The organism is Pseudomonas alliivorans (genome assembly GCF_017826695.1).
GTDB lineage: Bacteria > Pseudomonadota > Gammaproteobacteria > Pseudomonadales > Pseudomonadaceae > Aquipseudomonas > Aquipseudomonas alliivorans.
The window spans coordinates 520,320-532,780 of sequence record NZ_JAFFZW010000003.1 but is presented as its reverse complement, the minus strand read 5'-3'; the positions used below and the strand labels follow the sequence as shown (position 1 = coordinate 532,780).

12 protein-coding genes are annotated in these 12,461 nt (G+C 61.3%); 5 read left to right on the top strand and 7 right to left on the bottom strand.

Translation table 11 applies throughout. The features are described from left to right. Window positions 1-45: 45 nt before the first annotated feature. The 3 genes from JTJ32_RS11605 (at window position 46) to JTJ32_RS11595 (ending at window position 3,659) form a co-directional block, all read left to right on the top strand. The gene (locus JTJ32_RS11605) at window positions 46-780 is read left to right on the top strand and encodes a ComF family protein (RefSeq protein WP_210042105.1); all 735 of its coding nucleotides are present in this window, start codon (window positions 46-48) and stop codon (window positions 778-780) included. Window positions 781-912: 132 nt separating this feature from the next. After that, window positions 913-1,677, top strand: coding sequence for a TOBE domain-containing protein (locus tag JTJ32_RS11600; RefSeq protein WP_210042215.1), 765 nt, complete (start codon window positions 913-915; stop codon window positions 1,675-1,677). An 80-nt stretch (window positions 1,678-1,757) separates the two neighbouring features. Next, window positions 1,758-3,659: a PhoX family protein gene (locus JTJ32_RS11595; RefSeq protein WP_210042214.1), complete on the top strand. Its 1,902-nt coding sequence runs from the start codon at window positions 1,758-1,760 to the stop codon at window positions 3,657-3,659. Between the two features lie 72 nt (window positions 3,660-3,731). Here the strand turns inward: JTJ32_RS11595 and JTJ32_RS11590 are convergent, their stop codons facing one another. From JTJ32_RS11590 to JTJ32_RS11565, 6 genes are read right to left on the bottom strand one after another with little or no spacing between them, the layout of a single operon-like run. After that, on the bottom strand, window positions 3,732-4,565 hold the full coding sequence (locus tag JTJ32_RS11590; RefSeq protein ID WP_210042104.1) for a phosphodiesterase: 834 nt from the start codon (window positions 4,563-4,565) through the stop codon (window positions 3,732-3,734). 25 nt (window positions 4,566-4,590) lie between these two features. Continuing rightward, window positions 4,591-5,622, bottom strand: a complete 1,032-nt coding sequence (locus JTJ32_RS11585; RefSeq protein ID WP_210042102.1) for an ABC transporter ATP-binding protein — start codon at window positions 5,620-5,622, stop codon at window positions 4,591-4,593. Further along, on the bottom strand, window positions 5,619-6,413 hold the full coding sequence (locus tag JTJ32_RS11580; protein WP_184322240.1) for an ABC transporter permease: 795 nt from the start codon (window positions 6,411-6,413) through the stop codon (window positions 5,619-5,621). Before JTJ32_RS11580 ends, JTJ32_RS11585 begins: the two co-directional genes overlap by 4 nt. Beyond that, the gene (locus JTJ32_RS11575) at window positions 6,410-7,279 is read right to left on the bottom strand and encodes an ABC transporter permease (RefSeq protein ID WP_210042101.1); all 870 of its coding nucleotides are present in this window, start codon (window positions 7,277-7,279) and stop codon (window positions 6,410-6,412) included. Before JTJ32_RS11575 ends, JTJ32_RS11580 begins: the two co-directional genes overlap by 4 nt. Continuing rightward, a complete protein-coding gene (locus JTJ32_RS11570) occupies window positions 7,279-8,280 on the bottom strand; it encodes an ABC transporter substrate-binding protein (RefSeq protein ID WP_210042100.1) in 1,002 nt (333 codons plus the stop codon). Before JTJ32_RS11570 ends, JTJ32_RS11575 begins: the two co-directional genes overlap by 1 nt. Next, window positions 8,264-9,283 carry a substrate-binding domain-containing protein gene (locus JTJ32_RS11565; RefSeq protein ID WP_210042099.1) on the bottom strand — a complete coding sequence of 340 codons (1,020 nt, stop codon included), beginning with the start codon at window positions 9,281-9,283 and terminating at the stop codon, window positions 8,264-8,266. The genes JTJ32_RS11570 and JTJ32_RS11565 overlap by 17 nt, the downstream gene beginning before the upstream one ends. 196 nt (window positions 9,284-9,479) lie before the next feature. Here JTJ32_RS11565 and JTJ32_RS11560 point away from each other — a divergent pair, with 196 nt between their 5' ends. Continuing rightward, complete coding sequence (locus tag JTJ32_RS11560) at window positions 9,480-10,454, top strand: serine/threonine protein kinase (protein WP_004880140.1); 975 nt, start codon at window positions 9,480-9,482, stop codon at window positions 10,452-10,454. Between the two features lie 237 nt (window positions 10,455-10,691). Next, window positions 10,692-11,579: an EamA family transporter RarD gene (gene rarD / locus JTJ32_RS11555; protein ID WP_210042098.1), complete on the top strand. Its 888-nt coding sequence runs from the start codon at window positions 10,692-10,694 to the stop codon at window positions 11,577-11,579. A 213-nt stretch (window positions 11,580-11,792) separates the two neighbouring features. On the opposite strand, the gene JTJ32_RS11550 is transcribed toward rarD, so the two are convergent. After that, the gene (locus tag JTJ32_RS11550; protein WP_099228657.1) at window positions 11,793-12,320 is read right to left on the bottom strand and encodes a glycine cleavage system transcriptional repressor; all 528 of its coding nucleotides are present in this window, start codon (window positions 12,318-12,320) and stop codon (window positions 11,793-11,795) included. Window positions 12,321-12,461: the final 141 nt, after the last annotated feature.

The following is a 12,461-nucleotide window of genomic DNA, read 5'->3' as shown; positions in this document are numbered from 1 at the left end:
GACCACAAGCGCTACACGGATGTTCGGCATATTTAAGGAAGAGCGATGCGCTGTCAACCAAACTACAAGCACGAGGTTTACATCTGGTTAAAAAACAAACAGACCTGTTTGTTATGCGATGAACGCAGCGATGCCCCGTTGCCCATCTGCATGCCGTGCGAAACCGAGCTGCCCTGGCTGGGCGACCAATGCGAGTGCTGCGCCCTGCCCTTGCCGATGTTCGGCACGAGCTGCGCCCAGTGCATCCGAAAGCCGCCAGCCTTTACCCAGGTTGTCGCGCCCTGGCTGTATGACTTTCCAGTCGACAGCCTGATCACCCGCTTCAAGCACAACGGAAAATGGCCCATGGGGCGGTTGATGGCTGAACTGCTCGCGCAGTTTCTGCAGCACCGTTTTGAAGAAGGCCTGGCACGTCCTGATTTTCTCGTGCCTGTACCGCTGGCCAACAAGCGCTTTCGCCAGCGCGGTTACAACCAGGCCGCAATGCTCGCCACCTGGCTGAGTCAAGAGGTTCAGCTACCGATGGATGAACGCCATGTGCTGCGCAGCCGGGAGACGCCCAACCAACAGGGCCTGGATGCCAAGGCACGCACGCGCAACCTGCACGGGGCATTCACACTGGTGGATAGCGACTGGCTGCGCGGCAAGCACATCGCGCTGGTCGATGACGTGCTGACCACTGGCTCCACGGCCGACGTGATTGCTCGTTTATTGACCCGCGCAGGTGCCAGCCGTGTAGACGTCTACTGCTTGGCCAGAACGCCCAAACCGGTGGATTGATCAATTCATGATCGAGCTGCATGCCGCCTGTGACGCTGGGCGTCACCTCCGAAGCGAACACAGAGTGTGGGAACCATCAGAAGCCGGGTTATGTTTTACACTCGCGTCAACTGCCAGAGCGTTCAAACCACTATGCCGCTACCACCCCTCCTCACCCAACACATGGCCCGCCGCCCGCAGCGCATCGCGTTGTTGCAGCACATCAACGAGCAGGGTTCGATCACCCGAGCCGCCAAGAGCGCGGGGCTGAGTTACAAGGCGGCGTGGGACGCCATCGATGAGCTGAACAATCTGGCGCAGAAGCCTCTGGTCGAGCGCAGTGTTGGCGGACGCGGCGGTGGTGGCGCGAAGTTGTCGGCAGAAGGCGAACGAGTATTGCGGCTTTATCAACGGGTGCAGGCCCTTCAGGCGCAGGTGCTGGAAGCTGCCGAAGACAGCAGCGACCTCGACCTGCTCAATCGCCTGACCCTGCGTACCAGCGCGCGCAACCAGCTGCTGGGGCGGATCGTAAGCATGACCCGGCAAGGCCATAACGACACGGTTCGCCTGCAGTTGGCCGATGAGGTGTTCATCGACGCACAAATCACTCACGACAGCAGCCTGCGCATGGAGCTGAAGACAGGGTCTGAAGTGATCGCCCTGATCAAGGCCGGATGGCTGGACGTGTTCGCTGCCGAGCACTCTGAAACATTGGGAAACAATTGCCTTTTCGGACAGATCGAAGCAGTCATAGACGCCGAAGACGGTCCCAGCGAAGTGCGCATCTTTTTGCCCAGCGGCCATACGCTGTGCGCTCTGGCGAGCCGTGACGTCCTGCAGGCGCAACAGTTGGAAACCGGCAATCCGGTGCAGGTTCGCTTCGCGCCGTCACGGGTGCTGCTGGGCACGCCGCTCTAGCGATTCGGCACCATTGTCACGACACAATTCCGTCATACACGCGCTTTAAGGTAGCCACCACATTTGTGGGAGCCGTGATGATGAAACTATTAGAAGAAAATCAGTCCACCGATCTGGAAAACATGGTCGGTCTCACCCGCCGGGGCTTTATCAGCGCGGGCGCCTTGTGCGGCGCCGCGATGTTTCTGGGCGGCAACCTGTTGACCCGTAGCGCACTGGCCGAAGGCGTCAGCACGGCTTCCCGCAGACTGCTGGGTTTTGAAAGCATCCCCGCTGCTACGGCCGACAGCATCAGCCTGCCGGCGGGCTACACCTCCTCCGTGTTGATCAGCTGGGGCCAGCCGCTGCAGGCAGGCGGCCCGGCATTCGACCCGAGCGGCAAAGGCTCCGCCCGAGCGCAGGAAGTGCAGTTCGGCGATAACAACGATGGCATGAGCCTGTTCCCGATGCGCGGGCGCAAGGATCGCGCGCTGATGGCAATCAACAACGAATACACCAACTACCGCTACCTCTTCGATCACGGCCAGACGCCGCAATCGGCCGAAGACGTGCGCAAGGCCCTGGCCGCCGAAGGCGTTTCAGTGATCGAAGTCCAGCAGAAGAACGGCAAATGGCAGTTCGTGCAGGACTCGCGCTACAACCGTCGCATTCATGGCAACACGCCGATCAAAATGAGCGGTCCTGCCGCCGGCCATGACTGGCTCAAGACCGAAGCCGACAGAACCGGTACCCGCGTGCTGGGCACCTTCCAGAATTGCGCCAACGGCAAGACGCCGTGGGGCACTTACCTGACCTGCGAAGAAAACTTCACCGACTGCTTCGGCAGCACCAATCCTGATCAGGTCTTCGATGCAGGTATGAAGCGATATGGCGTGACAGCTGCCAGCCGGGATAACAACTGGCACCTGTACAACCCACGCTTCGACGTCGCCAAAAACCCCAACGAGATCAACCGTCACGGCTGGGTGGTCGAGATCGATCCGTTCGAGCCCGACTCCATGCCGGTCAAACGCACCGCGCTGGGTCGCTTCAAGCACGAGAACGCCGCCTTTACCCTGACCAAGAGCGGTCGCGCCGTGGTGTACATGGGCGATGACGAACGCGGAGAGTTCATCTACAAGTTCGTCAGCCGCAACAGGATCGATCGCATCAATCCGAAGAACAACCGCAACATGCTGGACCACGGCACGCTGTACGTGGCGCAGTTCGACGGTGGCGACAACAACCCGGACCGTCCGAAAGGCAAGGGCCAGTGGATCGAACTGACCCACGGCAAGAACGGGCTCGACGCAACCAATGGTTTCAATAATCAGGCTGAAGTGCTGATCCACGCGCGCCTGGCCGCCAGCGTCGTGAAAGCCACGCGCATGGACCGCCCTGAATGGATCGTGGTCAGTCCCAAGGATGGCCAGGTCTATTGCACCCTGACCAACAACGCCAAACGCGGCGAGGATGGTCAGCCGGTCGGCGGTCCGAACCCGCGCGCCAAGAACCAGTACGGACAGATCCTGCGCTGGCGCGAAACAAAGGATAACGCTTCATCCTTGACGTTCGAGTGGGATCTGTTCGTGGTCGCAGGCAACCCGACCGTGCATCCGGGTACGCCGCAGGGTGGCTCCAGCAACATCAACCCGCAGAACATGTTCAACAGCCCGGACGGGCTGAGCTTCGACGCCGACGGCCGCCTGTGGATCCAGACCGATGGCGACTCCAGCAACAAAGGCGACTTCGCCGGCATGGGCAACAACCAGATGCTCTGCGCCGACCCTGCCAGCGGTGAAATCCGTCGCTTCCTGGTCGGTCCGGTCGGCTGCGAAATCACCGGCATCAGCTTTGCGCCGGACTACCGCACCCTGTTCATCGGCGTTCAGCACCCAGGCGAGAACGGCGGCTCCACCTTCCCCGAGCACTTGCCCAACGGCAAGCCGCGCTCATCGGTGATGGTGATCACACGTCAGGACGGCGGCATCATCGGCGCCTGATGCAGACAAGGATCGTTCCCATGCTCCTGCGTGGGAACGCTTTGGCACGATCAACATCAGAGATGGCCAACTTCAGTCAATCAACCCGTTCACGTCATAAAACGGATACGGTCCTTCATACCCCCCGAACACTGCGTTGTGACTGACCAGCCCTTCCTGAGGATGCCAGCGGTGCAGCAGGTAACCCGCAGGCTCCAGATTGAAATGCGCAGGCGCCGCTTCGTCCAGATCAAGTACGATCTGGTGTGAAGTACCGGGGCAGACGCACGTCAGGGTGCCACCGAAACGACGCTGCATCGGCCGGTGCAAATGCCCGCACAACAGACGCTCCACCTGCGGATGCCTGGCGATGACCCGCTCCAGCTCCATCGCGTTACCGAACGGCTTGTGATCCATGTGGCCAATGCCGGACATGAACGGCGGGTGATGCAGGATGATCACCGTGGGCACATCAGGCCGACGCGACAGTTGAGCGTTCAGCCAGTCAAGCTGGCAATAATCCAGTTGTCCGCCATGCTCGCCGGGGATGGTCGAATCCAGGCCGATCAGACGCACCGGATGTTGCTCGACCACCCAGTCCAGCGGGCTGTCTGCCGACAGTGGCAGGTAAACGTGATCGGCAAACGCAGCCAGCAAATGCTCGCGGTCGTCGTGATTGCCGGGCACCAGATAGAACGGCATCTGCAGGCGATCCAGCTCCGGCTTGAGCACTGCGTATTCATCTGCACGACCGAAGTCCACCAGGTCGCCGCTGACCACCACAATATCGGGCCGTTGTTTGCGGGCGTTGATGTGTTCGACAGCGCGGCGCAAGGCGCTCAGTGTGTCAACGACACCGTAAGTGAGTCGACCATCGGCCTTGAGGTGCAGGTCGCTGATCTGGGCAATAAGAAACGGACGATTCAAAATAAATTCTCGACAGAAAAACGGCTTACGAATGCAGGGTGAACAGCACTTGCGGGTCGACGCTCAGGCCAAGATGCGCGCCTGCTGCATGGATCAGGTTGTCAGGGCTGTCGACCAGCAAAGGCTGAGCGCCGCCAACATCCACCAACAGCCGACTCTGCGCGCCCTGAAAGAACTGACCGACCAGCCGGCCCTGTAACTGCCCGCCTCCGGACGTCAGGCGCAGGTGCTCGGGACGGCAATACACTGTGCCGGGCAGATCAACACCCGACCAGGGCAGCTCACCACCACTGACCTTCAGCCCCGACTCGGTACGCCCGAGCACGCTGAACGCATTGAGATTGCCGACAAACCCGGCCACGAACGCGTTGGCGGGCTGCTGATAGATTTCCCTGGGTGTGGCCAGTTGCGAAACACAGCCTTTGTCCATGACCAGAATCCGGTCACCCAAGGCCATCGCTTCGCCCTGGTCGTGGGTCACGAACACCGAGGTGATGCCGAGCCCGCGCAGCAATTGATCCAGCTCACTGCGCAGGCGCTCGCGCAGTTGTGCATCCAGCGCAGCCAGCGGCTCATCGAGCAGCAACACCCTGGGACGCGGTGCCAGCGCACGCGCCAGGGCAACGCGCTGACGTTGCCCGCCGGACAGCTCATGAATGCGCCGCTTGCCGTGATCGGTCAGGCCGACCAGTTCAAGCAACTCATCGCGGCGCTTATTACGCTCGGCCTGGGACAGGCCTCGAATCTTCAGGCCGTAAACAATGTTTCCCGCCACATCAAGGTTCGGGAACAGTGCGTAGTTCTGGAACACCATGCCGACATCGCGCCGTTCGATGGGCAAGCGCGTCACGTCCTGATCGTCGAACAGCACCTGACCGACATCCGGACGCTCAAGCCCGGCGATCAGCCGCAACGTCGTGGTTTTGCCGCAGCCGGACGGACCGAGAATCGCCAGCGTTTCGCCGGGTTCAATCGTCAGGTGCAGATCCTGTACAGCAACGGTGCCGTCGGCGAATGCCTTGCGGCAGTTCTTCAGGCGAATAGTCGTGCCGCTCATCGGCTGTCTCCTCGGGCAAGACGGGCGCTGATGGCCTGCAACGCAATCAGCAGCGGCACAATCAGCAGAAGAAAAAGAAGGGTGTAGGCGCTGGCCACTTCCAGCCGCGCCGACGCATAACTGTCGGCCAGACCGACCGGCAGGGTTTTGGTCATGGGTGTGTGCAGCATCCAGGTCAGGTTGAATTCACCCAGCGACAAGGTCACGACCATCAACACCCCGGCCAGAATTCCGGCGCGGCAGTTGGGCACCACCACGCTGAAAAATCGCTTGATCGGCCCGGCGCCCAGGCTTGCCGCAGCCTCTTCCAGCATCGGCAATTGCTGGCGCTGCATCACGGCCATCACCGGACGCACCAGAAACGGCAGGGTGAAGAGGACATGGCCGACCAGAATGAACAGCCAACTGCTGCGAAAGCGGCCGAACTGCCCATAGGTCAGCAGCAACGCCAGGGCACTGGCCAGCCCCGGCATGGCAACCGGCAAAACCATCAGTTCTTCGAAGGCGCGGCTGAACCGATTATTCATGCGCACCAACGCATAAGCGGCCGGCACGCCGATCAGGCAGACGCACACTGCACAAGCCACGGCCAGTTGCAGCGACAGCCAGACCGTCGGTGAATAGGCCTGCCAGACTTGCACCAGCCAGTCGAAAGTCAGGCCGCTCGACAGACCTTGAAAGTAGTTGCGCGTCAGACCGGCCAGCAGCGAGAGCACCACTGGCACCAGCATGAACGCACAGACCAACAGGGTGAACAGCAACTGCGCGGCAAACAGGGGAGAACGTTTCACAGGGCGATCCCCGAGTTTTTGACCAGACGACGTGCCAGCAACAGCGCCGCCCAGGTCACCAGACCAAGGATCACCGACAACGCAGCGGCGACCGTGAAGTTGGCGTAGTTGGTGAACACGTTGTAGATCGCTACCGGCGTGACATTCAGGCGCGTGCCCAGCGTGAACGCCGTACCGAATGCGCCCATCGAAGTGGCAAAGCAGATCGCGCCGCAGGACACCAGCGCAGGCATCAGGCCCGGCACGATCACATCGCACACTACGCGCCAGTGCCCTGCACCCAGCGAATGCGCAGCGTCCTCAAGACTTCGGTCCAGGCTTTCGCAGGCCGCCATCACCGTGAGGATCACGCGCGGAATCGAGAAGTACAGATAGCCGATGAACAGGCCGGTCAGCGAATAGGCAAAGATCCACCGCTCACCCGCCAGCTCCAGGCCGAGCGCAGCGAAGATGCCTTGCCGACCCGCCAGCAGGATCACCAGAAAACCCACCACCACGCCAGGAAACGCCAGGGGAAAGGTCAGCAGCGCGACCAGCGCCGAACGTCCGAAGAACTGATTGCGGGCAAGAAAAACCCCGCTTGTCCCGCCGACCAGCAAGGCTGCCAGTGTCACCACGGCAGCCAGCACACAGGTCTGCGCCAGACTGCCCATGTATTGCGCGCTGCTCAGCACCTGCCAGTAACCGCTGCCATCCACGTCGTTGCCCTGCGCACCGAGCACGATCAGGTGCGTCAGCGGCAGCAGCCAGAACGCAACCAGCACCGCCATCGCCGGGGCAAGCGCCACGGCAGCGGTCGGGCGAAGGCGCAGCCTGGACAATCCGCTCGAGCGCACAACAATGACGTCTCCCAGCGAGGCAGACATTACTTCACCTCACGCAGGTAGCGAGCCGCAAAGGCTTCCTGCACCGCCGCCATGTGCTGGTAATCCACCACGCCGGCGCGGGCATAGTCGCTGTCCGGCAGAAACTGCGCGGCCACATCGGCAGGCATGGTCGAACGCACTGGACGCAGATATGCCTTGGCCCACAGCGCCTGACCTTCGTCGGAAAGCACGAAATCCAGCACCTTCTCGGCGTTGGCGCGATGCGGCGCCCCTGCCACCAGACTCATCACATAAGGCACGCCGATGGTGCCTTCTTTGGGAATCACGAACGCGACGTTGGCCTTGTCCTTGTAGCGAGCGCGATAGGCGTTGAAGTCGTAGTCGACCAGGATCGGCAGCTCACCGGACAGCACGCGGGCATAGGCCGTTTGCTTGGGCACGATGGGCGAGTTTTTCGCCAGTTTCTGGAAGTAGTCGATGGCTGGCGCGAAGTTGTCCAGCGTGCCGCCCATCGCCTGGTTGATCGCCACAGCGGAGACGTAACCTACGAATGCGCTGGAAGGATCAAGGTAGCCGACCATGCCCTTGTACTCAGGCTTGAGCAGGTCAGCCCAGCTCTGCGGCACGGGCAGACCGCCCAGCGCATCGACGTTGACCATGATGCCCAACGTGCCGGAATGAATGGCGAACCAGTGACCCGCCGGGTCTTTCAGGCCGGCGGGAATGTCATCCCAATGCTTGGGCTTGTAGGTATCGACCACGCCGGCCTTCTGCGCCTGCAGGCCGAAGGTCACGCCGTAATACACCACGTCGGCAACCGGTGCAGCCTGTTCGGCGACAATCTGCGCCAGCGCCTGCCCGGAGTTCTTGTTGTCGAGCGGCACCTGCACGCCGGTGCTGTCGGCAATGGCCTTGAGCTGCGAACCCCAGTCCGCCCACTCGGGCGGGCAGTTGTAGCAAATCGCGGTTTCGGCGGCCTGAGCGAGGCTGGCCGCGCCACACAACAACAGTGCCGCGAGGGTTTTACTGAAGCTGAGCATGAAACGTCTCCTGATAGGACTGGGTACTTTCGCCGGGCCGGATATGGCACGGCAGGCAATGGGAAATCGGTGCAGATCCGGCGATCTGCGCCAGTAACTGATCAATAAGGGTGTGCGCCAGCTCGCCGATGGGCTGAACGACAGTGCACAAGGTCGGGTGCATCTGCGTGCCCAGGGCAATGCCATCGAAGCCCATCACCGACACGCGGCCGGGAACCTCCAGCCCGTTGCGCCGCAACTCGGCAATCAGGCTGATGGCCAGCAGGTCGTTGGAACAGACCAGCGCTGTCGGCGCGTCCGTACCGCTTAGTAGCGGTTCGATTGCGGCGAAGTCAGCCCGAGTGTGAGCCGGCATTTCAATGACAGGCAGTTGTTGAAGCCCATGCGCGAGCATCGCTTCGCCATAACCTGCATAACGCAGACGCGCACGGTCGGACTGCATGGCCGGGCCTGCCACCATGGCGATACGCGAGTGCCCGAGTTCGATCAGATGGCGTGTGGCCAAGGCCATACCTGCGCGGTTATCCACCGACACCGCGCTGTAATCCGGGTTGCTGGTCTGGTGATAGGCGAGCACGAACGGCGTGTCTTCATTGATCAGGCTTTGCAGGACCTGGTTGTGCTCGGCGTCGGTCACCGTCAGCACCAATCCGTCGACCCGCTGGCGCAGAAGTTCTTCCACCACCTCGCTCTCGCGCTCACTGGCGTAATCGGTGGTAACCAGCAACAGGTTGTAACCGCGACGACGGGCGGCGCTTTCCATCGCCTGAAACTGTTCGGCGAAGACCGGGTTATGAAGATTGGGAACGACCACGCCGATCAGGTTGGTGGTCTGCAGGCGCAACTGACGGCCCAGCCGGTTCGGCCGGAAGCCCAGTTCGCGTGCGGCGACGAATATTTTCTCGCGAGTGTCGGCGCGCACCACATCGGGCGTTGCAAAGGCCCGGGCAGCCGTGGCCCGGGAAACCCCGGCCAGCCGTGCAACCGCTTTCAGATCCGTCATTGTCGCCCCTTGTTGAGATCGATCTCATTGGCGGCGACTCTAGTGAGTCAAGATGGCTGAACAGAGAACGGACGATGAACGTTTGGTGACAATCGAACGCTTGCGCAGATAAACAGTGAGGGCTTTGACGAACAGGGACCGGTCTGCGTTAACATCAGCGGTCCGACGCGGCAACCTGCTGCGCGCAGGAGTAGTCATGGCTCATCCGTTCGCAACACTTACTCCCGACCTCGTCCTCGATGCCGTCGAAAGCATTGGTTTCCTCAGTGATGCGCGCATCCTGGCGCTCAACAGTTATGAAAACCGGGTGTATCAGGTCGGTATCGAAGACGGCCAGCCGCTGATCGCCAAGTTCTACCGCCCGCAACGCTGGACCAACGAGGCGATCCTCGAAGAACACAGTTTTACGCAGGAGCTCACCGCAGTCGAAGTGCCGGTGGTCGCTCCCATGGTGCACAACGGTGAAACCCTGTTCGAGCACGCAGGCTTTCGCTTCACCCTGTTTCCACGTCGTGGCGGGCGCGCGCCCGAGCCGGGCAATCTCGACCAGTTGTACCGCCTGGGTCAGTTACTGGGCCGTATCCACGCCGTCGGTGCAACCAAACCGTTCGCGCACCGCGAAGCGCTGGGCGTAAAGAATTTCGGCAATGACTCGGTCAACTACCTGCTGGAAAACGACTGCATTCCGCGCAGCCTCTTGCCCGCCTACGAGTCCGTGGCGCGCGATCTACTCAAGCGGGTCGAGGACGTTTACGCCGCAACGCCGCACACCAACATCCGCATGCACGGCGACTGCCACCCCGGCAACATGATGTGCCGCGACGAGGTGTTCCACATCGTTGACCTGGACGACTGTCGCATGGGACCTGCGGTGCAGGACGTCTGGATGATGCTGGCCGGTGACCGCCAGGAGCGTCTCGGCCAATTGTCCGAGTTGATGGACGGCTACAACGAATTCCACGATTTCGATCCGCGCGAACTGGCCCTGATCGAGCCGTTGCGCGCACTGCGTCTGATGCACTACAGCGCCTGGCTCGCGCGTCGCTGGGATGACCCGGCGTTCCCGCACAGCTTCCCCTGGTTCGGCACCGAGCGTTATTGGGGCGACCACATTCTGGCCCTGCGCGAGCAGATGTCGGCATTGAACGAGGAGCCGTTGAAACTGTTTTGAACACTCAATGATCGCTCCCACGCTCAGGGCAAGGAACACGTCTTGCTGGAGGAATCCAAACCTCGTGGGAAGCGGCTTGTCGGCGAGGCGATGTCTCAGTCAGCCCTTCACTGCCGGGCCTGACGCTATCGCCGGCAAGCCGCCTCCCACGGGATGGTTATCCAACCAGCGCGAGCCCGAGGCACGCTCAGCAACTCACTACTAAAAACCGCAACACCTGCTTTTAAGGGACGACCCATGCAAGCTGCCAATCCGCGTCGCGGATACATTCTCGGCCTGAGCGCTTACACCATCTGGGGCCTGTTCCCCATCTACTTCAAAGCCATCGCCGCCGTACCGGCCATCGAGATCATCATTCACCGGGTGCTGTGGTCGGCGCTGTTCGGCTCGATCGTGCTGATGTTCTGGAAGCACCCCGGCTGGTGGCGCGAACTGCGGGACAACCCGAAACGCATTGCGGTGCTGGCGCTCAGCGGTTCGCTGATCGCAGCCAACTGGATTGTGTACGTGTGGGCAGTGAACAACGGGCGAATGGTCGAAGCCAGTCTGGGGTATTACATCAATCCGCTGGTCAACGTTCTGCTTGGCATGGTGCTGCTGGGCGAACGGCTCAGGCGTTTGCAATGGCTGGCGGTGGGGCTTGCGGCAGCCGGTGTGGCGCAGCAGGTCTGGCAGGTCGGCAATCTGCCGTGGGTCTCGCTGCTGCTGCCGTTGACCTTTGGCTTCTACGGGCTGATTCGCAAGAAAGCCCCGGTCGCCGCCCTGCCCGGTCTGGTCGTGGAAACCTGGATGCTGGTACCGCTGGCGCTGATCTGGCTGGCGCTCAATCCAGGCGCGCTGAGTGCGCAGGCCGAGTTCTGGACCACCTCTCAGGCCATCTGGCTGGCAGCCGCAGGCCCGGTGACGCTGATCCCGCTGGTGTGTTTCAACGCCGCAGCCCGTCACCTGCCGTATACCACGCTGGGGTTTCTCCAGTATCTGGCCCCGACGCTGGTCCTGCTGCTGGCCGTGTTGCTTTATGACGAGCACATGAACGTCAGCACCATCGTTACCTTCGCGTGTATCTGGGCCGGTCTTGCGATTTACAGCATCGACGCCTGGCTGAGCCTGCGCCGCCGGCGCTGATCAAAAAACATACAAAACCTTGCAGGCCACGTTCCGCGTGGCCTGCAAGGGGTTCTCCAACGGTTATCCACAGGCAGACTCACGCTATTTGTGCACAAGCCTTTGAAACTGTTGAATTTTTGATCAAACCCCGCAAAGCCGCGCCACACATGGCGTGCAACGCGATTCCCCCAGCTTATCCACAGGCAGGTGCAGGATAAGCGTGGATAAACTTCAGCGTGATTGCTCGTCCGAGCGCAACACCAACTCCACCATCAGATCATCCGCCAGTGTTTCCAGCCGGGCCTGCAGGTCGTCCAGCGAAAGGGTCAATGGCACGCCGAGCACAGCCTCGGCGTGAAACAGCAATTCGCTGCTCATGGGTGCAGGCGAGACATCGGTGATCAGCCGCTCGACATTGACACCCTGCTCCGCCAGCACACGGGTGATATCGCGCACGATACCCGCACGATCGTTGCCAACCAGCTCCATGCTGATCGGACGGGTCTGGCCGGTGGTCTCGACCACGCTTTCGGCGAGCAGCATGCGAATGCCATGAGCCGAAAGCGCATTCAGCGCGGCGATCAGGTCATCGTATTTTTCAGGTTCCACGCCCACTTTCAGAATGCCTGCGAACTGCCCGGCCATCCGGGACATACGGCTCTCCAGCCAGTTGCCGCCCTGCTCGGCGATGCATTGGGCGATGCGCTCGACCAGTCCGGGCTTGTCGGGGGCAACCAGCGTTACGACGAGATGATCCACGGTCAATTCCTCTTGTTGTTCACAATGCAAGGGTTGGATGAGTATAGGCAAGGTTGCGCAGCGGACCTCGAAAGGCAAATCGTGTACCGTTCAGCCTCACTTGTGGAACAATCCGGGCTGTTTTCAAGCACAGCGCGAAGA